General features: G+C 63.7%; 25 protein-coding genes. 16 read left to right on the top strand and 9 right to left on the bottom strand.

Going from position 1 to position 25,218, the window contains the following annotated elements; translation table 11 throughout:
- The first annotated feature begins 458 nt into the window (after nt 1-458).
- Entirely contained in the window at nt 459-758 is a 300-nt protein-coding gene (locus AC1DLO_RS07550) for a hypothetical protein (protein WP_476889034.1), read from the top strand.
- An 18-nt stretch (nt 759-776) separates the two neighbouring features.
- Here AC1DLO_RS07550 and AC1DLO_RS07555 read toward each other — a convergent pair whose 3' ends face one another.
- Both AC1DLO_RS07555 and AC1DLO_RS07560 read right to left on the bottom strand, forming a co-directional pair.
- Nucleotides 777-1,481 carry an alpha/beta fold hydrolase gene (locus tag AC1DLO_RS07555; protein WP_476889035.1) on the bottom strand — a complete coding sequence of 235 codons (705 nt, stop codon included), beginning with the start codon at nt 1,479-1,481 and terminating at the stop codon, nt 777-779.
- Nucleotides 1,482-1,555: 74 nt separating this feature from the next.
- Nucleotides 1,556-3,460 carry an FAD-binding monooxygenase gene (locus AC1DLO_RS07560; RefSeq protein ID WP_476889036.1) on the bottom strand — a complete coding sequence of 635 codons (1,905 nt, stop codon included), beginning with the start codon at nt 3,458-3,460 and terminating at the stop codon, nt 1,556-1,558.
- A 269-nt stretch (nt 3,461-3,729) separates the two neighbouring features.
- Between AC1DLO_RS07560 and AC1DLO_RS07565 the strand changes: the two genes are divergently transcribed.
- The 7 genes from AC1DLO_RS07565 (at nt 3,730) to AC1DLO_RS07595 (ending at nt 10,869) form a co-directional block, all read left to right on the top strand.
- A complete protein-coding gene (locus tag AC1DLO_RS07565; protein ID WP_476889037.1) occupies nt 3,730-5,187 on the top strand; it encodes a fumarylacetoacetate hydrolase family protein in 1,458 nt (485 codons plus the stop codon).
- The gene (locus AC1DLO_RS07570; protein ID WP_476889038.1) at nt 5,180-5,905 is read left to right on the top strand and encodes a GntR family transcriptional regulator; all 726 of its coding nucleotides are present in this window, start codon (nt 5,180-5,182) and stop codon (nt 5,903-5,905) included. The genes AC1DLO_RS07565 and AC1DLO_RS07570 overlap by 8 nt, the downstream gene beginning before the upstream one ends.
- Nucleotides 5,906-5,961: 56 nt before the next feature.
- Entirely contained in the window at nt 5,962-7,476 is a 1,515-nt protein-coding gene (gene hpaE, locus AC1DLO_RS07575) for a 5-carboxymethyl-2-hydroxymuconate semialdehyde dehydrogenase (RefSeq protein WP_476889039.1), read from the top strand.
- A 107-nt stretch (nt 7,477-7,583) separates the two neighbouring features.
- Nucleotides 7,584-8,660, top strand: coding sequence for a 3,4-dihydroxyphenylacetate 2,3-dioxygenase (hpaD, locus tag AC1DLO_RS07580; RefSeq protein WP_476914446.1), 1,077 nt, complete (start codon nt 7,584-7,586; stop codon nt 8,658-8,660).
- Between the two features lie 53 nt (nt 8,661-8,713).
- Entirely contained in the window at nt 8,714-9,499 is a 786-nt protein-coding gene (hpaH, locus tag AC1DLO_RS07585; RefSeq protein ID WP_476889041.1) for a 2-oxo-hept-4-ene-1,7-dioate hydratase, read from the top strand.
- Entirely contained in the window at nt 9,484-10,320 is an 837-nt protein-coding gene (locus AC1DLO_RS07590; RefSeq protein WP_476889042.1) for an aldolase/citrate lyase family protein, read from the top strand. Before hpaH ends, AC1DLO_RS07590 begins: the two co-directional genes overlap by 16 nt.
- 105 nt (nt 10,321-10,425) lie before the next feature.
- On the top strand, nt 10,426-10,869 hold the full coding sequence (locus tag AC1DLO_RS07595) for a hypothetical protein (RefSeq protein WP_476889043.1): 444 nt from the start codon (nt 10,426-10,428) through the stop codon (nt 10,867-10,869).
- Nucleotides 10,870-10,915: 46 nt separating this feature from the next.
- On the opposite strand, the gene AC1DLO_RS07600 is transcribed toward AC1DLO_RS07595, so the two are convergent.
- Nucleotides 10,916-11,446: a hypothetical protein gene (locus AC1DLO_RS07600; protein WP_476889044.1), complete on the bottom strand. Its 531-nt coding sequence runs from the start codon at nt 11,444-11,446 to the stop codon at nt 10,916-10,918.
- Between the two features lie 295 nt (nt 11,447-11,741).
- Between AC1DLO_RS07600 and AC1DLO_RS07605 the strand changes: the two genes are divergently transcribed.
- Both AC1DLO_RS07605 and AC1DLO_RS07610 read left to right on the top strand, forming a co-directional pair.
- On the top strand, nt 11,742-12,950 hold the full coding sequence (locus tag AC1DLO_RS07605) for an aspartate transaminase (RefSeq protein ID WP_476889045.1): 1,209 nt from the start codon (nt 11,742-11,744) through the stop codon (nt 12,948-12,950).
- 45 nt (nt 12,951-12,995) lie between these two features.
- Nucleotides 12,996-13,670 (top strand): 4-carboxy-4-hydroxy-2-oxoadipate aldolase/oxaloacetate decarboxylase, encoded by a 675-nt coding sequence (locus AC1DLO_RS07610; protein WP_364536690.1) that lies wholly within the window; start codon nt 12,996-12,998, stop codon nt 13,668-13,670.
- Between the two features lie 106 nt (nt 13,671-13,776).
- Here the strand turns inward: AC1DLO_RS07610 and AC1DLO_RS07615 are convergent, their stop codons facing one another.
- Together AC1DLO_RS07615 and AC1DLO_RS07620 are read right to left on the bottom strand one after the other, a co-directional pair.
- The gene (locus AC1DLO_RS07615; RefSeq protein WP_476889046.1) at nt 13,777-13,998 is read right to left on the bottom strand and encodes a hypothetical protein; all 222 of its coding nucleotides are present in this window, start codon (nt 13,996-13,998) and stop codon (nt 13,777-13,779) included.
- A gap of 134 nt (nt 13,999-14,132) precedes the next feature.
- Complete coding sequence (locus AC1DLO_RS07620) at nt 14,133-15,065, bottom strand: LysR substrate-binding domain-containing protein (RefSeq protein ID WP_184740208.1); 933 nt, start codon at nt 15,063-15,065, stop codon at nt 14,133-14,135.
- 537 nt (nt 15,066-15,602) lie between these two features.
- Between AC1DLO_RS07620 and AC1DLO_RS07625 the strand changes: the two genes are divergently transcribed.
- The 5 genes from AC1DLO_RS07625 to AC1DLO_RS07645 are packed head-to-tail and all read left to right on the top strand — an operon-like array spanning nt 15,603 to nt 20,326.
- Nucleotides 15,603-16,391: a LamB/YcsF family protein gene (locus AC1DLO_RS07625; protein ID WP_476889047.1), complete on the top strand. Its 789-nt coding sequence runs from the start codon at nt 15,603-15,605 to the stop codon at nt 16,389-16,391.
- 1 nt (nt 16,392) lies between these two features.
- Nucleotides 16,393-17,115, top strand: coding sequence for a 5-oxoprolinase subunit B family protein (locus tag AC1DLO_RS07630; protein ID WP_476889048.1), 723 nt, complete (start codon nt 16,393-16,395; stop codon nt 17,113-17,115).
- The gene (locus tag AC1DLO_RS07635) at nt 17,112-18,125 is read left to right on the top strand and encodes a 5-oxoprolinase subunit C family protein (protein WP_476889049.1); all 1,014 of its coding nucleotides are present in this window, start codon (nt 17,112-17,114) and stop codon (nt 18,123-18,125) included. The genes AC1DLO_RS07630 and AC1DLO_RS07635 overlap by 4 nt, the downstream gene beginning before the upstream one ends.
- Before the next feature lie 54 nt (nt 18,126-18,179).
- Nucleotides 18,180-19,520 (top strand): MFS transporter, encoded by a 1,341-nt coding sequence (locus AC1DLO_RS07640; protein WP_476889050.1) that lies wholly within the window; start codon nt 18,180-18,182, stop codon nt 19,518-19,520.
- Nucleotides 19,521-19,576: 56 nt separating this feature from the next.
- Nucleotides 19,577-20,326, top strand: a complete 750-nt coding sequence (locus AC1DLO_RS07645; protein WP_269993881.1) for an SDR family oxidoreductase — start codon at nt 19,577-19,579, stop codon at nt 20,324-20,326.
- A gap of 195 nt (nt 20,327-20,521) precedes the next feature.
- Here AC1DLO_RS07645 and AC1DLO_RS07650 read toward each other — a convergent pair whose 3' ends face one another.
- The gene (locus AC1DLO_RS07650; protein WP_084784486.1) at nt 20,522-20,956 is read right to left on the bottom strand and encodes an acyl-CoA thioesterase; all 435 of its coding nucleotides are present in this window, start codon (nt 20,954-20,956) and stop codon (nt 20,522-20,524) included.
- Between the two features lie 226 nt (nt 20,957-21,182).
- Between AC1DLO_RS07650 and AC1DLO_RS07655 the strand changes: the two genes are divergently transcribed.
- Nucleotides 21,183-22,076: a cytochrome c oxidase assembly protein gene (locus AC1DLO_RS07655; protein WP_476889051.1), complete on the top strand. Its 894-nt coding sequence runs from the start codon at nt 21,183-21,185 to the stop codon at nt 22,074-22,076.
- Between the two features lie 123 nt (nt 22,077-22,199).
- Here AC1DLO_RS07655 and AC1DLO_RS07660 read toward each other — a convergent pair whose 3' ends face one another.
- The 3 genes from AC1DLO_RS07660 to purB form a co-directional block, all read right to left on the bottom strand.
- Nucleotides 22,200-22,703, bottom strand: coding sequence for a GNAT family N-acetyltransferase (locus tag AC1DLO_RS07660; RefSeq protein ID WP_184740222.1), 504 nt, complete (start codon nt 22,701-22,703; stop codon nt 22,200-22,202).
- Between the two features lie 157 nt (nt 22,704-22,860).
- The gene (locus AC1DLO_RS07665; protein ID WP_476889052.1) at nt 22,861-23,520 is read right to left on the bottom strand and encodes a histidine phosphatase family protein; all 660 of its coding nucleotides are present in this window, start codon (nt 23,518-23,520) and stop codon (nt 22,861-22,863) included.
- A gap of 135 nt (nt 23,521-23,655) precedes the next feature.
- Nucleotides 23,656-25,098, bottom strand: a complete 1,443-nt coding sequence (gene purB / locus AC1DLO_RS07670) for an adenylosuccinate lyase (RefSeq protein ID WP_184740226.1) — start codon at nt 25,096-25,098, stop codon at nt 23,656-23,658.
- Nucleotides 25,099-25,218 lie beyond the last annotated feature (120 nt).

Here is a 25,218-nt window from a genome sequence, read left to right on the forward strand (position 1 = left end):
ACATGACACTGCGCAGTGATGGAAGAGCTATTTTGAACTTGAAAGACGGCCTTCTAGCTCGTGGTGTCGTCGGCAGGTTCTTCGCGCATGGCCCGCAGGCTCCGCGGCCCCGGGGAGGGGCGCCGCGGCTCGCGGTCCCCTTGTCCCACAAGACGGCTCGTGCCTCTTCGAGGGACAAGCCCACCACATCCAGTACGGTTCAGGCCCGCGTCAGAAAAACCCGGCGATTCCACTTGCGTCGGAAGCCCGCCTTCCGCCACACTGTCCTTGGATCAACGAGACAATTGCCTCCCAGATCCCGCCCGCCTGACTTTCACGGCCGGCCACCGCCCCATCATCGAATGCAGGGCACACTTCACGAATTCCTTTCTTCTTAGGCCTTCCTTTCGCACCCCGAACCCGGGGCGGCCGCCCCTGACTTTCTCCGACGCAGCCCAAGCCTCGAAAGTGAGAACACCATGATCAAGCAACTCCCGGACCTCGTTCTGGAAATCACCGCCCACGAACCGGGCACCATCGAAACCGAACTGAATACCGCCGTCGAGACGGTCCTCACGCAGGCCATGCGGGAGCGCTCGTCCGGCATCCTGGTCACCCAACACGGTTACAACCGGTACACCGTTGCCCTCAGCCCTGATGTCCCCTACGGAGAGACTCGCGAACGCCGGGAATGGGACCGTCCGGCCAATGCCTCGATAGGTGCAGAGTCCCCGCAGCCTGAGGGGCCGGCCGAACAGTCCGAACAACGCGCCGCTTAAGACCACGCCCCGGAACCCCTAGCGGGTCTGCTCAACAGCGGCCAGGATGGCTTCCCCGAGTTCGAGAGGCTTGGTGAACTGGGGCCAGTGTCCGGTGGGCAGGTCCATGAATTCGACGTCGTTGATGCGCGCGAGCTCGGCCACGAAGGGGTGGCCTGATTCGATCCACTCGCCCAGCAGGCTGGAGGGGAACTCGCACGCGATGATGGTGGCCGGGACGTCGTAGCGGCGAACATCGTGCAGCCGCTGTTTATCGGTGGTCACGTTCTTTGGCTCCGGGATGGCGCGTGCGCGGAAAGCGGCCCGCAGTTCGTCATTGAGGTCCACGAGGTCCTCGTTTTCGAAGAGCTCCCATGCCGGCAAGGGCACGGCGTCGCCTTCAACCGGCAGCTCGTCGTTGATGACGCCGCCCTCGCCGAGCGGACCGCTGTCCACGTAGACCGCCCGGACCACACGGTCCGGGCGGGCGTCGACTGCGCCGTGGATGATGGCACCTCCACCCGAGTGGCCGACCAGGACAACGGGCTTGCCGACAGCGTCGACCGCCGCCACTACCGCGTCGATGTGATCCCTGAGGCCGATGCCGGACCGTGGGGCGTCAACGGCCTCCAGCCCAGGCAGTGTGAGCGGGTGAACCGTGTGCCCCGCAGCAACGAGCGGCGGAGTGACTTCCGACCACGAAGAAGCGTCCAACCAGAATCCGGGAACCAAGATGATGTCCATGCCGGTACCCTACGACGGGCCACTGACAGAATGAACCCTTCCATTGGTCTGACGCGTCTCGCTTCCCCAACAGCTCACACTGCCGCGGTTCGTCCCGATCGAAGGAGGGGTGCGAAGAATGCGGCGAGTTCCGCCGCCGCGGTCAAGGGCAGGACGTTCGCCACGTACTGGTCCGGACGCACCACCACCACGACGCCGCCGCGGTCAAGGCCGCGCAGTTCGAAGATGTCAGCCGAAGGATCGGTAGCGTAGACGTTCTCGAGGTACGTGAGTTTGAACGGCCCCACCTGCGGCTTGAACGCTGCCGGTACAGCCCCGATGTCGACGCTCGTGTGCTCTTGCTGGTAGATCACCTTCACGTCGAACCACGCGTCACGGTCAGCGCCCGACGGCGTTGCGGCGAGCGGCGAGTCCGGCGAGTTCGCGATCCACTCGGCAAAGTCCGCCACAGCTCCGGAGGAACCGGCTGGTGCGCTGTCCGCGAAGACGTAGATGCGCCACCGTCCGTCCGCCTTGGCCTGGTGGCCGAGTTGTAGCGGGTTGGTGTCGCAGACGCGCACCACGGGCGCGGACTTGAAACGCTTGCCGATGGTGAAGCCGGTGGCCAGGCTTTGGTGTGCGGGCTCGGCGATGAGCGCGGAGGGGGCGTACTGGGTCATGAAGCCGGCGGGGAATTCCGCAGTGTTCACGTAGAAGTTTTCCAGCTCGGTAGGGTCCTCAAATTCCTCGGGCTTCTTGGCCATGAGCGTGGACCACTCTTTGTCGAAGTCGATGAGGTTCTTGGCGATGACTTGGCGCTCGGCGGAGTATGTGGACAGCAGGCTCTCCGGGCTGCGGCCTTCGAGGACGTGTCCGAGCTTCCATGCCAAGTTGAAGCCGTCCTGCATGGAGACGTTCATGCCCTGGCCGGCTTTGGCGCTGTGGGTGTGGCATGCGTCGCCGGTAATGAAGACGCGAGGAGTGCGGGTTCCGCGTTCCTCCGGCAGGACGTCGTCGAACCGGTCGGTCAAGCGGTGGCCCACTTCGTAAACGCTGTGCCAGGCGACGTTGCGCACATCGAGAGTGTAGGGGTGGAGGATGTCGTTGGCTTTGGCGATGATCTGCTCGATCGTGGTGCTGCGCACGGACCGGTTGTCATTCCGGTCGACCTCGCCGAGGTCGACGTACATGCGGAAGAGGTGGCCGCCTTCGCGCGGGATCAGCAGGATGCTGCCGCCCGTGCCGGACTGGATGGCGCACTTCGTGCGGATGTCGGGGAAGTCTGTGACGGCAAGCACGTCCATGACGCCCCAGGCGTGGTTGGCCTGGTCGCCGGCGAGCGTGCAACCGATCGACTCCCGTACCTTGCTCCGCGCACCATCCGCCCCCACGACGTACTTGGCGCGCACGATGCGCTCCTGGTTTTCGTTGGGTCCCGCGGTGTGGAGAAGCGTAACCGTGACCGGGTAGTCGCCCTCACCCGTGACCTCGAGGCCGCGGAACTCGTAGCCGTAGTCGGGAGACATGCGGGTGGGGGAGTTCGCCATGAACTCGGCGAAGTAGTCCAGCACGCGCGCCTGGTTGACGATGAGGTGCGGGAATTCGCTGATGTCTCCCGTCGGATCGTCGAGGGCGCGGGCGGTCCGGATGATGCGCGAGGGATCCGCGGGGTCCGGCTTCCAGAACGCCATCTCGGTGATCCGGTACGCCTCGGCGATGATCCGCTCGGCGAATCCGAAGGCTTGGAAGGTCTCCACGCTTCGGGCCTGGATGCCGTCGGCCTGGCCGATCGCGAGCCTCCCGGGGCGGCGCTCCACGATCCGGGTTGTGACGCCCGGGAACTGGGACAACTGCGCGGCGGCGAGCATGCCGGCGGGTCCGCTGCCCACGATGAGCACGTCGACTTCGTCGGGAAGGTCAGTGGGTCTATCGATGCCGACGCCGGCGGCCGCTTGGATTCGCGGGTCACCGGACACATAACCGTGGTGGTGGAACTGCATGGGCTTTCCTCACTTCATTGTGTGGTTGTTCAACTATAGAACTGTAAATTCTCTATTTGAACCCTGAATTGGATTCCAACTGTACGGCAGGCATGACAGGGGCCACAAGAGCCCTCGTGGCCCACCCTGACGGCGAAGCTTGTTTCCAAGGCCGCTGCTCGAAGCTCCGGATTGGGAAACAAGCCGCGGGATCTGCTCGGGGGTTGACGTCCCGAAACTCCGGGGCCATAGTTATCGTATACGATTTCGTACTCGATGAGGAGTAAATCTTGGAACAGGTCACCGACCACATCCTGGCCGCGGCCCACAAGGTCATCGCGGTGCATATCAACTACCCCAGTCGGGCGGCCCAGCGCGGCCGTACCCCGGAGCAGCCGTCGTACTTCCTGAAGCCTTCGTCGTCCCTCGCGCTCAGTGGCTCAGCGGTGGAGCGTCCGGCCGGCTGTGAACTCCTCGGGTACGAGGGCGAGATCGCGCTGGTCATCGGCAAGCCTGCCCGCCGCGTAAGCATGGAGGACGCCTGGAGCCACGTCGGGTGGGTGACCGCCAGCAACGACCTCGGCGTCTATGACCTCCGCTACGCGGACAAGGGTTCGAACCTCCGGTCCAAGGGCGGCGACGGTTTCACTCCGGTAGGACCGGCGCTCATCCCGGCCGCCGACGTCGACCCCTCCCAATTGCGCATCCGCACCTGGCACAACGGCGAACTCGTCCAGGACGACACCACCGAAGAGCTCCTGTTCCCCTTCGCCCGGCTCGTCGCCGATCTCTCCCAGCTCCTCACGCTCGAAAACGGCGACATCATCCTGACCGGCACCCCGGCCGGCGCCTCGGTCGCCCAGCCCGGCGACGTCGTCGAGGTCGAGGTCACTGCCGGCGGGCTCAGCTCGGGTCGGCTGGCCACCACCGTGAGGGAGGGTACGACGGCGTTCGCGGACTTCGGCGCCCGGCCCAAGACCGATGACACCCAGCGGGAGGAGGCGTACGGTTCCCGCGAAGCGGCGGGCCTTGCCGCCGTCGTGCCCGTCCTGAGCCCGGAGCTGAAGAAGAAACTCGAAAGCGTCGCCACCGCCACCTTGTCCAGCCAATTGCGCAAACGCGGGCTGAACAACGTGAGCATCGACGGACTGCAGGCCACCCGACCGGACCGCCGCGTCGTCGGACTCGCCCGGACCCTGCGTTATGTGCCCAACCGCGAGGACCTGTTCACAAGCCATGGCGGCGGTTTCAATGCGCAGAAACGCGCTATTGACTCCGTCAACGAGGGCGAGATCCTGGTCATGGAGGCCCGGGGCGAAAAGGGCACAGGAACGGTGGGCGATATCCTCGCGCTGCGTGCCCAGATGCGCGGTGCCGCGGCCATCATCACCGACGGCGGCGTCCGTGACTATTCGGCGGTGGCAGGACTGGACATGCCCACCTACTTCGCCAACCCGCACCCGGCCGTGCTGGGCCGCCGCCACATCCCGTGGGACACGGACATCACCATCGCTTGCGGCGGGGCCACGGTCCAGCCCGGGGACATCATCGTGGCCGACTCGGACGGCATCCTGGTGATCCCACCGGCCATCGCCGGGGAACTCGTGGACGAGTGCATCGAGCAGGAAAAGGAAGAAGCCTTCATCTTCGAGATGGTCAAACAGGGCAACAGCGTGGACGGTTTGTATCCGATGAACGCGCAGTGGCGTGCCCGCTACGAGCAATGGGAAGGAGCCCAAGGTGACTGAAACCGCCGTCGGGATTTCCGCCGTCGAACATTCCGCTGCTGACGCAGCAGGAACCAAAACCGGCAGCAAGTCCGAGCAGGCTTATGCGGCCGTGAAGGCGCGCATCGTGGAGGGCACTTACACGCCGGGTTACCGGCTGGTGCTGGCGAAGATCGCCGAGGACCTGGGTGTGAGCGTGGTTCCGGTCCGCGAGGCGATCCGCCGCCTGGAGGCCGAAGGGCTCGTGAAGTTCGAGCGCAATATCGGCGCCACGGTCTCCGGGATCGATCCGACCGAGTACCTGTACACGATGCAGACCCTGAGCATCATCGAAGGAGCCGCGACGGCGTTGTCCGCACCCTTGATCGGCGCCGTGGATATTGCCCGGGCCCGGGCCGTGAACGCCGAGATGCGCGACTGCCTGGAACATTTCGACCCGGTCCGCTTCACTGCGCTGAACCAGGATTTCCACAGCGTGCTCTTTGAACACTGCCCCAATCCGCACATCCTGGACCTCGTGCACCGGGGCTGGAACCGGCTGGCCTCGATCCGGGCCTCGACGTTCCGATTCGTCCCCGGCCGTGCGCAGGAATCCGTCAAGGAGCACGAGGCGCTGCTCCAACTCATTGAAAGCAACGCCGACGCCGACACCATCGAACAAGCCGCCCGCAGCCACCGCGCAGCCACCCTGGACGCGTACCTCGCACAAAGCAACGCGGGGTCACTTAGCGCCGATTAAGCGCCCCAACATGGGCCGTAAGTGACCCCGCGTTCCACCAGTAAAGGAAGACAACAATGACGTTCACTGCACCAGAAACCACCACCCACTACGTCCCGAAGGACCTTCCCACCCACATCCAGCACTTCATCAACGGTCAGTTCGTTGACTCCGTGAGCGGCAAAACCTTCGACGTCCTGGACCCGGTGTCGAACGGCAACTACGCCACCGCCGCAGCCGGGCAGAAGGAAGACATCGACCTCGCCGTCGCCGCCGCCCGCGAAGCCTTCGTGAACGGCCCGTGGCCGAAGATGAAGCCCCGCGAACGCGCCCGCGTGCTGAACAGGATCGCCGACGCCGTCGAAGCCCAGGAAGCCCGCCTCGCCGAGCTCGAGACCTTCGACACCGGCCTTCCGATCACCCAGGCCAAGGGCCAGGCGTTGCGCGCGGCGGAGAACTTCCGCTTCTTCGCGGACCTGATCGTGGCCCAGTTCGACGACGCCATGAAGGTTCCGGGTTCGCAGATCAACTACGTGAACCGGAAGCCGATCGGCGTGGCGGGCCTTATTACTCCGTGGAACACGCCGTTCATGCTCGAGTCCTGGAAGCTCGCACCGGCCCTGGCCACCGGCAACACCGTGGTCCTCAAACCGGCCGAGTTCACCCCGCTCTCGGCCTCGCTCTGGGCGCAGATCTTCAAGGACGCCGGCCTGCCCGACGGCGTGTTCAACCTGGTCAACGGCCTCGGCGAGGAAGCCGGCGACGCCCTCGTGAAGCACCCGGACGTGCCGCTGATCTCCTTCACGGGTGAGACGACCACGGGCCAGACGATTTTCCGCAACGCCGCGGCCAACCTCAAGGGCCTGTCCATGGAGCTGGGCGGCAAGTCGCCGTGCGTCGTGTTCGCCGACGCCGACCTCGACGCCGCGATCGATTCGGCCCTCTTCGGGGTCTTCTCCCTCAACGGGGAACGTTGCACCGCGGGCTCGCGCATCCTCGTCGAACGCGCCATCTATGACGAGTTCTGCGAAAAGTACGCGGCCCGCGCGAAGAACATMGTCGTCGGGGACCCGCACGACCCCAAGACCCAGGTCGGTGCCCTCGTCCACCCCGAGCACTACGAAAAAGTTGCCTCGTACGTGGAGATCGGTAAGTCCGAAGGCCGGCTGTTGGCCGGTGGCGGACGCCCGGCAGACCTCCCGGAAGGCAACTACATCGCCCCTACAGTGTTCGCCGACGTCGCGCCCGATGCGCGGATCTTCCAGGAAGAAATCTTCGGACCCGTCGTCGCGATCACCCCGTTCGAGAACGACGACGAAGCCCTCGCCCTCGCGAACAACACCAAATACGGCCTGGCGGCCTACATCTGGACCCAGAACCTGACCCGCGCCCACAACTTCGCGCAGAACGTCGAGGCGGGCATGGTGTGGCTCAACAGTCATAACGTCCGGGACCTGCGCACTCCCTTCGGCGGCGTCAAGGCCTCCGGCCTGGGCCACGAAGGCGGCTACCGCTCCATCGATTTCTACACCGACCAGCAGGCCGTGCACATCACCCTCGGCGCTGTCCACACCCCCAAGTTCGGCGCGTAACCCAACTAACTCGCACTTGTTGTCGTTATGAGGCTCCAAAACGACACCTACTGCGAGTCAGTTGGGTACCGAACCCCAGAGACCCCTTTCAAAGAAGAGAGAACCCCATGACCAACTTCGTCCCCACCCCTTCCGTCCCGGCTCCGGATATCGTGCGCTGCGCCTACCTCGAACTCGTCGTCACGGACCTCGCTAAGTCCCGTGCGTTCTACGTGGACCTCCTCGGGCTGCACGTCACCGAGGAAGACGAGGACACCATCTACCTGCGCTCCTTCGAGGAGTTCATCCACCACAACCTCGTGCTCCGCAAGGGACCTGTCGCCGCAGCCGCGGCGTTCGCGTACCGGGTGAAATCCCCGGCCGAGGTGGACGCCGCCGAGGCGTACTACCGCGAGTTGGGCTGCCGGGTTGAGCGCCGCAAGGACGGCTTCACCATGGGGGTCGGCGATTCCGTCCGCGTTGAGGATCCGCTGGGCTTCCCCTACGAGTTCTTCTACGAGGTGGAACACGTCGAACGCCTCACCCAGCGCTACGACCTCTACTCCGCCGGGGAGCTGGTCCGCCTGGACCACTTCAACCAGGTCACCCCCGATGTCCCCCGGGGCCAGAAGTATCTCGAGGACCTCGGCTTCCGGGTCTCGGAAGACATCAAGGATTCCGACGGCGTCACGTACGCCGCGTGGATGCACCGCAAGCAGACCGTGCACGACACCGCCCTGACCGGCGGCAACGGTCCCCGCCTGCACCACATCGCGTTCTCCACCCATGAGAAGCACAACATCATCCAGATCTGCGACAAGATGGGCGCGCTGCGCATCAGCGACCGGATCGAACGCGGTCCCGGCAGGCACGGGGTCTCCAACGCGTTCTACCTGTACATCCTKGACCCGGAYGGSCACCGCRTSGAGATCTACACCCAGGACTACTACACGGGCGATCCTGACAACCCCACCGTCACTTGGGACGTCCACGACAACCAGCGCCGCGACTGGTGGGGCAACCCCGTGGTCCCCTCCTGGTACACCGAGGCCTCCCTCGTCCTGGACCTGGACGGCAACCCCCAGCCGGTCATCATCCGTGAGGAAAAGAGCGAAATGGCGGTCACCGTGGGCGCTGACGGTTTCTCCTACACCCGGCCGGAAGGCGCCGCGGCAGAGGGCTTCAAGCTCGGCGCCCAGGTCTAGTGTCCGGGCTTTAAAGGGATACTGACCGCAGGATGGCCGAACGGAGTGTGAAGATGCTTGACCCGAAGACGATAGAAACCATTGCGGACGAATTACTGGAAGCCGGCCGGTCCCGGACCCCGGTGCCTCGCCTGACCGCCCGCTACCCGGACATGACGGTGGAGGATTCCTACGCCGTGCAGCAGTTGTGGCGGCGCAGGAACGAGGACGCCGGCCGGAAGCTGGTGGGCCGCAAAATCGGACTGACGTCCAAGGCCATGCAGGCCGCGACGGGCATCACCGAACCCGACTACGGCGCGATCTTCGATGACATGGTGCTGGAAACGGGCTGCTCCGTGGCGTGGGACCAGTACACCCACCCGCGGGTCGAGGTGGAACTGGCTTTCGTGCTCAAGAAGGACCTCTCCGGGCCAGGGTGCACCATCTTCGACGTCCTGAACGCCACGGACTACGTGGTTCCGGCCCTCGAGATCCTGGACTCCAGGATCGAGATGGAGGGCCGGACCATCGTGGACACCATCTCGGACAACGCCGCGATGGGTGCCATGGTGGTGGGCGGCCGCCCGGTCCGCCCGGACGCCATCGACCTCCGCTGGGTATCGGCCATCCTGTACAAGAACCAGACCGTGGAGGAAACCGGCGTCGCCGCCGGAGTCCTGGACCACCCTGCCAACGGGGTGCATTGGCTGGCCAACAAGATCGCCCCTCACGGAGACGGGCTGAAGGCCGGGGAGATCATCCTCGCCGGCTCCTTCACCCGCCCGCTCTGGGTGTACAAAGGCGATACCGTCCACGCCGACTACGGACCCTTGGGAGTCATCACATGCCGGTTCGAGTAGAACCCGACCGCACGTTCCGTCAAGCCCTGGCAGCCGCCGACCGGCCACTCGCCGGGATGTGGGTGTGCTCCGGCAGCCCGCTCATCGCCGAACTGTGCGCCGGGGCCGGGCTGGATTGGCTCCTGATCGACGCCGAACACAGCCCCAACGGCCTCGAATCCATCCTCGCCCAGCTCCAGGCCGTCCGAGGCTACCCCGTCCAAGCCGTGGTCCGCCCACCGGCCAACGACACCGTGCTCCTCAAGCAATACCTGGACCTGGGCGTGCAGGATTTGCTCATCCCCATGGTCAACTCGGCTTCGGAGGCGAAAGCGGCGGTGGCCGCCGTTCGCTACCCTCCCCACGGCGTGCGCGGCGTCGGCTCGGCCCTGGCCCGCGCCTCGCGCTGGAACCGTATCCCGGACTACCTCGCCCGGGCCGCCAAAACCATCAGCCTCACCGTCCAAATCGAAACCGAGGCCGCCGTCGCCGCCGTGGAAGAGATCCTGGCGGTCGACGGCGTCGACGCCATCTTCGTGGGGCCCTCCGACCTCGCGGCGTCCATGGGCCTGCTCGGACAGCAGGAACACCCCAAGGTGCGCGCCGCCGTCGAGCACTGCCTTACCGCGGCGAAAGCGGCGGGCAAACCGGCAGGCGTCAACGCCTTCAACGAAACCACAGCGCGCGGTTACATGGCCGCTGGCGCGTCCTTCGTGCTGGTCGGCGCGGATGTCGCGCTGCTCGCGCGCGGCACGGAAGCGCTCGCGGATAAGTTCGTCCCCGCAACCCCCGACGGCGACACGCCCTTTGGTGGGACAGGTGACACGCCGTCGAGCTACTGAACTAGGTAGGTAGTCGGCACTCTTCCGGAGGTCGTCGGACGGAGCTACATTGGATATCCCGAGGCCGCTCGGGGGCGGCCTAGGAGGGGGCCGTCCGCAATTTCAATGGAGCATGCCGTGGTCGCGCAACCAGATCTCAATCCTCAACAAGCAGCCACTGCCCAGCCGCCGGCTGCAAGGCGTTCGGGCCCCGTGGAGTACGATCTTCGTGCGGTTTACGTCCCGCAGTGGGGTCCGTTCCTGGATGATGAGGGGCGCGAATTCTTCGTGACTGCCGTGGAATTCTGGGAGCATGCGACGGTGGTCAGTCTGTGCTGGAAACGCAGGCCCACAGGAGGGCAGGGAAGCCCGCCCCTGGTTGCCACGGATGAGCACGACCGTGTGCTGGGCGTGAAGCGCATCTGGAACGTTGGTGCGCGATCGATCCAACATTTTGAACCGATTTCAACGTCAGCCCGCGCATTGACGGTGCTCATCGCGAGGAAAACAGGACCACAGGAACTGTTTAGCTGCAGGACGCCTCCGGCAAAGAAAGAGCCAATGAAGTGAGCGCGTCCGTTGGGCGAGATGTGCCGTCTGGGCTGGCCCGTAGAAACTAGGCAGGACGGGCGATGGCCCGTGTTGACCTGCGGATATGGTCGGGCGTGAGGCCGGTCAGCGAGGCAAGTTCAAGGTCATCGCAGGCTTGGGTGCGGAGCGCCGTGACAATCAAGGTCTCTCGCTGTTCAGTGATCTGGTCGCGGTGCCTTTCGGCTGCTTTGAGTTGCTCGCTTTTCGCCCTGAGGGCATCCACATGTGCGCCTCGCGGAAGCCCACTCGGGTGGAGGTCGTCGTAGGCCAAACCAATGGTTCGGACAGCCCGAATGTTTTCCCCGGTCACCGCGGAGATTGTGGCCAGAGTGAGCCCATCTTCAAGGGCCTGGGCGATCATCTCGTTGCGGGCAGCGGTCAATGTTCGGATGGCGCTCGAAGCGTGGGACAGGAGTTGCCTATGCGCCGCGAGGGCGTGTGTGAGCTTGGCACGCTCCCCTTTGGCAACAGTTTGGGGCCGGGCTGGGGCATTGGCCCGGTAGGTGTATCTGCCGGTGGCTGACGGGCCCCGAAGGGAGCCGGAGGGGGCTGGCATTGGATCCCTTTCGAATGCTTCGCTGACGCTTCTGGTCTATGAAATCTAGGCGGCATTCGCAGAGCCGCGGAAATACCAATACCGAGTGAACCCATAAGGAAAGTGCATAGAAGATTCCCATATGGGGTTGAAATGTCCCTAAATGACCACAGACCCCCTATATGGATCAGATGGTCATAAGGGTCTCTTATCGATCCACGCACATTAGGTCTTATCCACGGCGCCCGGCAGTGCCTAGTCTCGAAATTGGGGATTCGACACCCGAATCCTGAGTTTCACGATTCTGGAGAAGACAATGTCCGAGTACCTGCCGGCGTCGAGGGTCACACGCATCAAGTCCTCAGCAAGCGTTGCGGCCGCCGCCCGCGTCCGTGAACTACGAGCCGAAGGCATCCCGATCATCGACCTGACCGTCGGCGAGCCGGACTTCGACACCCCCGACCACATCAAGGCGGCCGCTATCGAAGCGATCAACGCCGGCGAGACCAAATACACCTCGGTGACCGGAACGCCCGAGCTGCAGACCGCCATCCTCCGCCGGATTGAAAGCCACACCGGCGTGCACTACGCAGCGAACCAACTGACCATCGGCGGCGGCGCCAAGCAAGTCCTCTACGTTGCCCTCATGGCATCGCTCAACGAGGGCGACGAGGTCATTGTCCCGGCACCGTACTGGGTGTCCTACCCGGACATGGTCCTCGCCAATGACGGCACGCCCGTGATCGTCGCCTGCGGAGAAGACACCGGCTTCAAGCTCACGCCGGCCGCCCTGAGGGAAGCCATCACGCCCAAGACCAAGTGGCTCATCCTCAACGCTCCGTCCAACCCGACGGGAGCCGTCTACTCACGCGAAGAACTGCGGGCGCTTGGTGCCGTGCTTGAGGAATTCCCGCACGTCTACATCCTCACCGACGAAATCTACGACGAAATCCACTTCGGCGACGGCCGGGTAACGAGCCTCGTCACCGCGGTTCCTTCCCTGCGTGACCGCATCCTGCTGGTCAACGGCGTCTCCAAGGCCTACGCCATGACCGGTTGGCGCCTTGGTTACGGCGTGGGCCCGGCGCCTTTGATCGCTGCCATGAACAAGCTGCAGTCGCAGACGTCCTCCTGCCCGTCGTCGGTCAGCCAGGCAGCCGCGGCAGCCGCGCTGAACGGTGACCAGTCGTTCGTCCGGGACAGCGTGGAGGTGTACCGCAAGCGCCGGGACGTCGCCGTCGAAGGCCTCAACGCCATTGACGGACTGTCCGTCGCCCCTGCCGAAGGCGCCTTCTACGCCTACGTGAACTGCAGCGGCGTCATCGGCAAAACCGCTCCGGACGGCACCGTCATCGAAAACGACCAGGACTTCACGCTGTACCTCCTCAACGCGGCCTCGGTCGCCGTCATCCAGGGCTCGGCGTATGGCCTTGGCCCGTACTTCCGGATCTCCTTCGCCACTTCGCTGGAGACCATCAACGCCGGCGTGGACTCGATCCGCAAGGCAGTCAGCGCCCTCAACTAAGCCCTCCGGGCACTCCGGAAACAAGCCAAGAGAAAGATTCAGGAAATGATCCACGTAAAGACCAAATTCCAGAGGCCGGACGCCGACGTCGTCAGCCGCCTCGCGGCGTTCTCCTCCGCGACCATCCACGAAGCCCAGGGCCGCAGGGGCGCCCTGAGTTCCAAGATCAAGCCCATCGACCGCTCCATGTCGTTCTGCGGCCCGGCAGTGACCGTGGCCTGCGCCCCGCAGGACAACCTCATGCTCCAGGTCGCCATCCACTACGCCCAGGCAGGCGACGTGGTCCTGGTCGGTGCACAGGAATTTTCCGACGCCGGAACCTTCGGCGACGTCCTGGGCAACGCCATGAAAGCCAAGGGCATTGCGGCGATGGTGACGGACTCCGGCGTGCGGGACACCCAGGACCTCATCGAACTCGGCCTCCCGGTGTTCTCGGGCAGCGTGTGCATCAAGGGAACGGTCAAGGAAACCCTTGGGCCGATCAACCACCCGCTCGTTTTCGGCGATGAGATCGTCTATCCCGGCGACATCCTCCGCGGTGACGCTGACGGCGTCGTGGTTGTGCGCCGTGAGGAAGCAGAAGAAGTCATTGCGCTCTCGCAGGCCCGGGACGATGCCGAACGCGAGCTCATCAAGGCCTACCACGCAGGAGGCACCACCATTGAGTTGTGCGGGCTGACGGAGAAGCTGAAGGCCAAGGGGCTTCTGGTGGAAGACTGATTTTCCAGCCGGGGCCGGTCACCGAATACGGTGGCCGGCCTTTTGCGCGCCTTTCCGGGCACGAAGAAGGCGCCTTGCCGGGGGGCAGGGCGCCTGGTTAGCCGAGTCAGTCCAGCCCGGGATGTCCTGGCCGGGCATCGACCAGATACCATTCGATGCTGTGTCCAGCGTGGGCCGGCATGAGGCTTCCTTCGAAGACGAAGAGGGGTTCGCCAGCGCCACCCACAGGACGCCAGAAACCGTTCCTTGGGCAGTGGAATCCGGTCCGTGCGCTGATCGTTCCGAGGGTTGGATTCGAAACCCAGCTGGTCTGGCTGATCCTTTTCACCGTTGTTCCTTTGATGGGGTTCACGGAATCCGTGAGCCGCTTTCGAATTACTTGATAATTCGATAATAGGAAATTAAAACGCCCGTGAATAAGACCAAAGATGTCTGTCCGGATAAGGCAATGTTATGGATGGATCAGGCCTCGGACGGATCTGCCGCGTACTTGCTGATCAACTGCTGTTGCAGCATCTCCTTGACCAGGATGAGCACGGCAGACGCAGCCTCGGACAGGGGCTCATGGTCGGGCGTGCACAAGGCAATCTTGCACTGCAAAGCCGGTTCGATGATCCGCAGTACCTTGAAGTTCTCATCGGGGAAGAGGGCGTCGGCGGCGGATTTCGGAAGGACCGTGGCTCCCAGGTTTGCGCGGATGAGCCGAACAAGCGAGGGAACGGATTCCACCTCCCCCACGAGCCGCAAGGGCAACCCTTGGTCGGCCAGCCCCTTCTCGATGATCTGGCGCAGGGTGTGATTCTTTTCGGGTAGGAACAGTCCAAGGCTGCTGGCTTCTTCGAGGGTGACGGTCGTTCGGCCTTGGGCCACATCGACGTCTTCATGGGTCACCAGATGCAGGTCTTCAACGATCATGGTGGTGAACTGCACTCCACGGATCTTCCCCGGCTCGTAGATCAGCGCCATGTCGAGGCGACCGTTCTTGATGGCCTCACTGAGCACGCCGCCGAAGATCTCCGTCAGGTGCACCACGATGTCCGGGTAACGCCGGCCGACCTCGCGGATGATCTGCGGCGTCAGGCTGGAGGCCATGCTGTACGGGGCGATGGCGATGGACACGCGCCCCGACGGTGCTGCCCCGGACGTCGCTACGTCCTGCCTTGCTTGTTCCACGAGGCGCAGAATGGTCTGGGCATGGCGATACAGGGTGTGTCCTGCAGCCGTTGGTTCGACTCCTTGCTTGCTGCGGATCAGCAGGCGTTGCTTCAAATCGCTTTCCAGCGCGGACACCTGCTGGCTGAGGGCGGGTTGGGCGACGTGGAGCGCGGCGGCGGCCTTGGTGATGCTCCCCGAATCGACGATCTTGACAAAGTATGAGAGCTTCCGCGTGTCCATGGGTCTGCCTTTCTCTAAGCCCCCATCGGGGCATAGATGCCATAAGGAAATTCTATGTAGGCACACACAATCCGTCTTTGTGTGACCCGTCTCTCAACGACTAATTTGAGATCCACATCCCCGCGGTGGCGCTTCCCAATCATTGCTGGCAGTTCGTTGACTCCCCGTCAACCAATTGTCCCGATACCCAAATATAGACGCATTTGGAACGCTTCCTCACAAGTCGATCGTCACGTAAAGAGCACCTATGAGACTTTCGGGCAACTTGCCCTCCGTTGCCGCCGCTGCATGCGGCCCCTGTCAGCAGCACATGTGCCGTAGGTCATAACCGGGAGCTATCCCGTGATAGCGAATAGGTCTTTGTGCCCGAAGTTCGTGGGTGCGAGACTTCTATCACCAAAGAATTACCGACAGTGCATCTGATTGAAGAATTTTAGCCAAACATTTTCAATCGAGCAGGCAACTGAATTCACCGGATATTCCAGCCGTTCGTATGGAATTACGGGACCCAATGCAAAACCACGGAAAGAGAACCACGTGAACCCGACAATTGATCTTGTAGCGGATCTTGGAGAGGGATTCGGCGCCTACACCGTAGGCAGCGACACCGATCTTCTGGAGATCGTTTCAAGCGCCAATATCGCTTGCGGGTTCCATGCGGGCGATCCGGACATCATGGACGCCACCGTTGCTGAATGTGTGCGCCGCGGAGTCGGCATTGGAGCGCACCCGAGCTTTCCGGACCTGCGTGGCTTCGGCCGCCGCGACATGGGCCTCAGTGCTGACGAGGTACGTGCCGATGTGCTGTACCAATTGGGAGCCCTGTCCGGCTTCGCAGCTTTTCACGGAACCAAGGTCACCCACATTGCACCGCACGGCCGGCTGGGAAACCTCGTAGCCGTTCGCCCTGACTACGCAGCCGCCGTGGCCGAGGCCGCCGCACGCCTGGACAATGAACTCATCGTGGTCGCCCAAGAGGGCGAACTGGCCAAGGCGGCACGTACCGCCGGACTGGACGTAGCGATTGTCGGAATCGTAGACCGTGCGTACCAGGAAGACGGCACGCTCGTTCCGCGGAGCCAGCCCGGCGCCGTACTGCACGATCCCTCGGCCATTGTGGACCGCACCGTCCGCATGGTCTGCGAAGGCAAGATCCGCTGCGCCAACGGCGCCGACATCGACATTTCCGCAGACACCGTCCTGCTTCATGGGGACAACCCAGGTGCGGTGGAACTCGCCCGACTCATCCGTTCGGAACTCATTTCGGCCGGCGTTCGGATCGCCCCGTTGGCAGAGGTCATGGATGCCAAGAGGAAGGCGGCCTGACATGTCCATTCTCACTGCGGCTCCCACCGAGATCTACGAATCCGGAGACTCCGCATTGCGCGTTGTGGCACTTGCTGAAGCAAGCGAGGACAACTGGCAGACAGTCCACCGTCTTGCGGACTGGCTGGAGAGCTGTGGCGCCGAGGGCCTTCACGGCGCGGTACCCACCTACGATTCCGTACTGGTGGAATTCGATCCGATCCTGGTGTCTGCACGCCAGGTGCGCGCGTTCGTCAAGTTGGGACTCCTCGAAATGGGCCGCTCCGGCGGCGCCGAAGCCGCGCCCCGTGAGTTTGACGTCCCGGTGGTCTACGGCGGCGATTACGGTCCCGACCTGGAGAAGGTAGCCGAGTACCAGGGCATCCCCACCGAGGAAGTCATCCGCCTCCACGCCGAAAAGACGTACACCGTCCGCTGCCTTGGTGCTCCTGCCGGCTCGCCCATGATGGACGGCCCCGCGTTCCCCAAGCCCGTGCCGCGCCTCAAGGATCCGCGGCTCAGCGTTCCGGCAGGGGCAGTGGCAGTGGCAGGACGCCAAGCCGTCATCGCACCCGCAGTGGCACCCGGCGGCTGGTGCGTCATCGGGCAGACCCCTCTGGCTGTCCTGAACATCCGCCGCGAACCACTGGTCCCCTACAAGCCCGGAGATATTCTTCGGTTCCGGCGCATCGAGGCCGGAGATTTCGACTCATACCTCGGCAAGGAACTGGAAGCAAGGCCATGAGCGGGCACATCCTCATCCAGCAACCGGGTAACTCCGTGGTCACAGACCTTGGCCGTTTCCGCGGACCGCGCTTTGGACTTCCGGTCAACGGCGCCTTGGACCAGTACTCAGCCCGGGCCGCCAACATCCTGGCCGGCAATCTGGACAATGATCCGCTCGTGGAGATCACGGCCCTCGACTTCAGGATGAAAGCGCAGTCCGACATCCTGATTGCGGTCACAGGGGCTCCCCTGACACTCACCGTCGGAGGGCGTCCGTGCAGCCAGTGGGAGCCGGTTTCGGTCCGTGCCGGCGAGACGGTGTCCATCCGGGGAATCAACCGGGGCCTCCGTGCCTACGTGGCCATCCACGGCTCGGTGGAGGCCCCGATGCTCTTGGGCAGTTGTGCCCCGGACACCGTTGTGGGCTTCGGCCTGCAGCTCACGGAAGGAACCACGCTCCTCACCCGCCGCAGCGTAAGCCCAGTGCGCCAACCGTACTTCGACCTCCCGCTCTTCCGTCTTGGCCTTGAACGGCCGAACATGGGGTCGGAACTGCTGGTCGATGTGACCGACGGTCCGGATGTTGCCGACTTCGGTGATTCCGGCGAGTTGCTCTTCACGTCGGAATACGCCGTGAGCGGCCGGAGCAACCACATTGGCCTGAGGCTCGGCGGCCAACTTCCGGAAAGAACCTCAAGCGGTGAAGTGCTGTCGCGCGGGGTGCCGGTAGGCGCCGTCGAGGTTCCCTCCCGGGAAGAACTACTGGTACTGCACCGGGGACGCGGCGTCACCGCCGGGTATCCGGTCCTCGCCGTAGTCACCAGCAGTGGCCTGGACGTCCTTGCCCAAGCCCGCCCGGGCGACAAGGTCCACTTCAGGAAAACAACCGTGGCAGAGGCAACTGCCACCCATCGGCGCTCGCGGGCCCAGCTTGAAACACTCCGCGAATCCGTCAACACCGTCTTCGGACTCCTTGGCATTGGATGCCGACCTCAGTGGCAGGACCTACCGGTTGCGGCATGCAGCTAAAACCTGTCGCCAACCAGTAGCAGTTGCTACGCTCAACATCAAGAAGGAAATGTCATGACCGCAAACACCAACGCTGCACAAGTGCAGCATGAACGGCTCACTGGCCGTCAAACGCGCAAGGTTGTCACCGCAGGCTGCGTTGGCATCTTCGTGGAACTCTATGACAACGGCATCTTCGCATTCATGGCCGGAACGCTTGCCCTGGTGTTCCTCGCCCCGGGCAACCCGGACAACGCCCTGTTGTTCGTCTTTGCCGGCTACGCAGTGTCGTTCTTCGTCCGGCCCCTTGGCGCAGTAGTTTGTGGCTATTTGGGCGACCGGATCGGCCGGCAAAAGCTACTCGTCTTCGTGATTCTCCTGATCAGTGTTGCCACCGCCGGCATCGGCCTCCTGCCCGCCTACTCGGCCATCGGCATCGCAGCGCCCGTGCTGCTCGTCCTCTTGCGGCTCCTGCAGGGCTTCTCGGTTGGCGGCGAAGCCGCCGGCGCTATGACCTTCCTCGCTGAGCACGCCCCCGAGGGCAAGCGCGGCATCATCACCTCCTACGCACAGATCGCTTCGTTCGCAGCACTGCTCACCGGCACCCTCGTGGCGTTCTCCATGTCTCCTTGGCTCACCCAGGCTGCGATCGACGGCGGTGGCTTCGGCTCCTTCGCGTGGCGCATTCCGTTCCTGGTGGCCATTCCCATGGGCGTCATCGGTTGGTACATCCGCAAGGCCATCGCGGACACCCCCAACTTCACAAAGCTCAAGGAAGAGGGCGGCCTCTCCAAGAATCCGCTCAAGGAAGCCTTCAAGTCCGCAGAGCACCGCCGGGCCATGGTTCTGGCACTCTTCATCCCGCTCATGAACGGCTCCGGCTACTACGTCCTGTTCTCCTACATGCCTACGTTCCTCAAGGGCAAGCAGCTCAACTTCACCATCGGCGAGGCGCTGTTCATCACGGCCTGCAGCCTGGTTGTCATCTGCATCGCCATTCCATTCATGGGCGCCCTGTCGGACCGCATCGGCCGCAAGAAGGTCATTGCCGGTTCCGCCATTGCCATGACCATCCTGGGCATCCCGTCCTACGCCCTCATCGCAACGGGAAACATGGGCCTGGCCATCCTCGGCGCCTCGATCATGGCTATCGTCTTCGCCGGCCACACGGCCGTCATCCACATCCTGATCGTTGAGCTGTTCCCCACCCGCGTCCGGTACTCCGCTTACGGCCTCGGCTACAACATCTCCTCCGCGCTCTTCGGCGGAACTGCTCCGTTGCTGATGACGTGGCTCATCAGCAGCACCGGCAACATCTACATGCCCGCCTTCTACGCAGTCGTCACGGCCCTCGGCACGCTTGCAGCCGTGAGCACGGTCAAGGACCGGGCACACGAACCCCTGCGCGACGCTTAGGCGCCGCTGACCTCCGGCACAGTCCGTGCCTTCCATTTCCACTCTTTGGAGAACCGATGTCTTTTTCCGACTACAACACCGCCCTCGTCACCGGAGCGTCGACCGGTATGGGTGCCGCAATTACTGAGCGCCTGGCCAAGAGAGGCCTCACCGTTCATGCCGTGGCCCGCAACGAGGAACGCCTCAGCGAGCTGGCCGATCGTACAGGAGCCATCCCGCACGTAGTGGACCTGACCGACACAGCGGCCCTGACCGCCGTCGTGAGCGAGCTGAAAGTCGATGTCCTGGTCAACTGCGCCGGAGTTTCCCGTCCCGGCAACCTCCTGGACTCGTCCGAGCAGGACATCGACGAGCTCATTGACGTCAACCTTCGCGGCCTGCTTCAGCTCACAAGGCTGGTCCTGCCGGGCATGGTGGAGCGCGACCTCGGCCACATCATCAACATCAGCTCCATCGCCGGGCTCTACAACTTCTATGGCCACACGGTCTACCACGCCACCAAGGCGGCCGTGCACCAGATCTCCCGGCAGCTTAGGAATGACACGGTCGGCAAGCGCATCCGCGTGACGGAGATCTGCCCCGGCCGGGTGGAAACTGAGATCTTCGGCCGGAACATGGGTGGCACGCCTGAAGCCATGGAAGAAGCGTGGAAGACCTACTACGAAGGCTACGAGTCGCTGACCACTGACGATATCGTCAACGCCCTCGACTACGCCATCGAAACACCGCGCCACGTCAACGTGGGCATGCTGGAACTCATGCCGACCTTCCAGGTCCCCGGAGGCCTCACCTTCGACCGGCGCTGACCGTCGCCTCGCTTGAGGCGACGCGCCCGTCCTGGGCGCCCCAAAGTTCCGGTGGCATTCACTCCCGTCACCGGAAATACAAGCTGGCGGCCGCGAATTTCGCGGCCGCCAGCACCCGTTTCCGGGGAATTGCTTTTGGACTGGCCCGCCGCTTTAGGGCGGCCTGCCCCTTTAGGAGGGGCCGACGTCGGGCGCTCAGTCCTCGTGGAGCGCCTGAGTCAAGTGGTGCGTGGGGATGCGGTCACGGTCATAGGTGATTTCCGTGTACCCGTGCGGTTCCGGCCGGCCGTCGTGCCCGAGGTTGACGAACACGATTTCCTCGATGGTCAGGATGCTGTCGCGGGTGATCATGTTGCGCACTTCCGCCCGCATGGTCAGTGACGTCCGGCCGAAGCGGACTGCGGTCAGGCCCATCTCCACTAGATCGCCCTGAACGGCCGAGCTGACAAAGTTGATTTCGGAGATGTACTTGGTGACGGCGCGGCCGTTTCCAAGCTGGAGGATTGCGTAGATTGCCGCTTCCTCGTCGATCCATTTCAGCAGGCTTCCACCGAACAGCGTGCCGTTGGCGTTGAGGTCCTCCGGACGTATCCACTTGCGGGTCCGGAACGTGATGTCAGCCTTTTCCATAATGCGAGATTAGCCGAGGCCGGGCGCCCGCGTCTCCTGCGGTGTGCCATGCTTGGCGCGACTCCGTAACATGGATACGGTGCACCCGGTTCAGGGCACAACACGACACGCCGATTCGCGCACCATGCGGCACACCGGGAAGGCGCTGGAGGAACACCATGAAGATCGACAAAACCCACCGCAATGCCGGGCTGAGCTCCCGGCGTTCCGACGTGGACCACTGACCATGCCACCGTTGAACGCCGTGTTGGGCGCCTGGTCAATGAACTGGCCTGCCCTGGTCATTCTTATTGCCGCAATCGTCCTGTATTCAAAGGGCCTGGTTGCTGCCAAGCGTCGGGATATCCGCTGGCCTCTGTGGAACTCGTTTGCCTTCTTCGCCCTTGGCCTGGGCAGTTTCGCGGCCCTCAGCTTTGGATTCCCGGGAACGTACAGCCACGACCTGCGGTGGGCGTTCACCCTCAAAGTGACGTCCTACCTGTTTGTGGTCCCGCTGTTGATTGGCCTGGGCAAGCCGTTGACCCTTGCAAGGCAGACCCTTGGCCCGATGGGCGCAGCGAGGGTGGAAGCGATACTCGGGCACCGGCTCGTCCGCATGCTCAGCAACACGCTCGTGGCGGCGCTTCTGGGACTCGCCATGTTCACAGTGTTCCTGACCCCGCTGTTCTACGTGCTCCGGACCAACACGGCCGCCGACATCATCCTGACTTTGCTGGTGCCTGCCATGGGACTCCTCATGACGGTTCCGATCATGGAAGACGGTGCAGGGCGCACTGGATCGCTCATTGTGGTCGAATTCATCTTCGTGTTCATCGAACTGCTCGCCGACGCCGTGCCAGGGGTCCTGATGCGGCTCAGCCCGGGAATTCTCGACGGCGCCACATCAGTTTTGGGCAATCAACCAGGCTGGTTCCCCTCACCGTTGCGTGACCAGCAACTCGCCGGGGACCTGATGTGGTTCCTCGCGGAGATCGTGGATCTTCCCCTCATCATCCTGATGTTCGTCCGGTTCTCCCGGAGCGACAAGCACGAGGCCAAGAGCTTCGACGACCTCAGCGACGAAGAAATCGAAGCCCTGAATCGGGCACATCTAGGGCAGGGCGGACGCACCCTGGACTGATCCAGCACGCAGCTTGATCCTGCGGGGCAGCTTGATCCGGAGGGCGGCCGGGTTGGTTTGGCCAGGCGCTGGCCGGCCGGGTTGGTTTGGCGAGGCGCTCGCCGGCCGGCAGGGCGGCGGTCCTTAGGCCATCGCGGTGTGCGATGCGCTGTGCGAATCGATCGGCTTGGCGTAGCACTGCGAGTGGCTGACGCCGATATACGGACCGAAGTTGGGCACTGCGGCGAAGCCGGCGCTTTCGTAGAAGCTGCGACCGTCGGATTGGGCCGATCCCGCTTCTGCCGTGATCACGCTGAAGCCGTGGGAGTGTGCTTGAGCTTCCAGCGCGGCAAGGATGGAGCTGGCCACTCCCGAGCCCCTCGCGTAAGGGACAACGTATAGGCGTTTGATTTCTGCAGTCTCGGCGTCCAAGATCCGCAGACCGCCGCAACCCAGGGGCTGGCCTGAGCACTTTTCGTAGGCCACCACGAAAACGGCGGTATCAGCTTCCGATGGGGCGGGTCCGGGCTCGTGGTCTGAGTTGCCGAAACGCGCGTCCAGTTCCGCTTGCTGAGCGGCGCGGAGGTCTGCGCCCACCGGGTTGGCCCAGGTGACCTGTCTGATGTTGAGCCGAGGGTTGGTCTGCATCGGAACCTCTTTCGCCGGAGGGGGTTATGCAAATCAAGCCTAGGAAACGGGGGTTACCGCGGTGTTTCCTACGCGTAAGCGTCCGGAGAAATACCGAGTGTTGGGAGAAGTTCCGGGGTGTTGGGCTGATCTTCAGACAGGTGTTATTCGTGCGCAATCATTCGACGGCGTCCCCGGTGGGATCTTCGGCCGTTCTGTCTGCCAAGGCAAGTCCGCCCACGGGGCTTTGGTCCCAGTGAAGCAGGCGCCAGCCGCCTTCCGGATCGCCTTCAAGCACCACGATTCCGGTGTTCTGCAGCTGGTGGGTGGCGGCGAACTCCCGGCCGACATCGGCCGCACGGCGACCGGCCCAGCATCGGATAGCGGCACCATGGCTGACTACGACGGCGGTCTCGTCGCCGGCCGCTGCCACCTTGGCGATAGCTGCGTCGTAGCGGGCGAAGAACTCATGACCGTCACCCGATCCTGGCATGCGGACGTCCAGTTCGCCATCCGTCCAGGCGAAAACGGTGCTCATGTACCTGTGGTGTGATTCGTGGTCGGTGAGCTTCTCCAAAGCACCGGCCTCGATCTCCTGCAGACCGTCCAAGACAGTGGCCTCCAGCCCCAGGCCTTCGGCGAGCGGGGCGGCGGTCAGTTGGGTGCGGATCAGTGTGGACGCGTAGATCGCCGTGATGTCTTCGTCCGCGAGGGACTTGGGGAGCGCGGCGGCTTGACGTTCGCCGAGTTCAGTCAGCCCCGGGCCGGGAAAAGCTGTGTCCAATTGCCCCAAGACGTTTCCCGGGGTTTGCCCGTGACGGATAAGCAAGAGCCTCATGCTGACACAGTTCCTTACACTCGATTCGGAAATGCCGGGTCCACGCGGCGTTTCGACCCGTGACTTTCAGCCAATCAGGCACGGCAGCCAAGGACCGGGCCGACACGCCGTTCGTCCGTCCGTAGTGCTGCGCTCCTACTTCAGGTGGTCCACAAGCTGGTTGGCAATACCGGTGTACTTGCCCGGAGTCAGGGCCAGCAGTCGCGCCTCGGCCTCGGGGGACAGCCCCAAGCCGGAGACGAACTCCTGCATGCGGGCGGCGTCGACGCGCTGGCCGCGGGTGAGATCCTTGAGACGCTCGTATGGGTTCTCCATGCCCTCGACGCCGGCGATGGCCTCGGCCCGCATGACCATCTGGATGGCCTCGCCGAGGACTTCCCAGTTGGTGTCGAGGTCGGCCGCCAGGACCTCCTCAGCAACGTCCAGGGCCTTCAGTCCCTTGGCGACGTTCGAGATGGCAAGAAGCGAGTGCCCGAACGCGACGCCGATGTTGCGCTGCGAGGAAGAATCCGTGAGGTCTCGCTGCCAACGGGAGGTAACCAGCGTGGCGCCCAAAGTGTCCAACAGCCCGTTGGAGATTTCCAGGTTGGCCTCGGCGTTTTCGAAGCGGATCGGGTTGACCTTGTGCGGCATGGTGGAGGACCCGGTAGCGCCTGCGACGGGGATCTGGCGGAAGTAACCGATGGAGATGTAGCTCCAGATGTCCGTGCAGACGTTGTGCAGGATGCGGTTGAAGCGCGCAACGTCAGCGTAGAGTTCAGCCTGCCAATCGTGGCTTTCGATCTGCGTGGTCAGCGGGTTCCAGGTCAGCCCCAAGCCCTCAACGAAGGACTGGGCTACGGCCTGCCAGTCGGCTCCCGGTACGGAAGCGACGTGCGCCGCATACGTACCGGTAGCGCCGTTGATCTTGCCCAGGTATTGCGTCTTGGAAACGCGGTCCAGCTGACGGTTCAGGCGATGCGCGATGACTGCCAGTTCCTTGCCCAGCGTGGTGGGCGTGGCGGGCTGGCCATGGGTGCGGGAAAGCATGGGCACCGCACGGTTTTCCTCCGCCATCGCTTCGATCTGCTTCACCAAAGCGCTGGCAGCCGGAAGCCACACATCTTCCACGGCTCCCTTGACACCCAAGGCGTAGGAGAGGTTGTTGATGTCTTCCGAGGTGCAGCCGAAGTGCACCATCGCGGTCAGGTTCTCGATACCGATTGCGGGCAGGCGACGGCCGATGTAGTACTCAACAGCCTTGACGTCGTGGACCGTGACAGCTTCGATTTCGGCCAGTTCAGTGACCGAAGCGGCGTCGAACTCGGTGACGATCGAGCGCAGCTTTTCCTGCTGTTCGGCGGTCAGGGGGCCAGCGCCAGGGAGCACGTTGTTACTGGTCAAGTGGATGAGCCACTCGACCTCGACGGCCACACGGTCGCGGTTGAGGGCGGCCTCGGAAAGGTAGTCGACCAGCGGAGCCACGGCGGACTGGTACCGGCCGTCCAGCGGGCCAAGGGCGATCGGCTCCGGCGACGCGGCAAGGGCCAAGCGTCCAGAGGGCGTACGGGTAACAGCGGCGGCGACGGTTTCAGGCATGGGGCAATTCTTTCATGAACTCGCGCTGAGCCATTAAGYGGCACTTCTCCATGTGCATAAGCCCACGCCTGATCCTCCAGAGCCGTGTTTTCGACAGTTGTCCACATAGTCCCCATCGGC

Source organism: Arthrobacter sp. 01T419 (assembly GCF_056398865.1).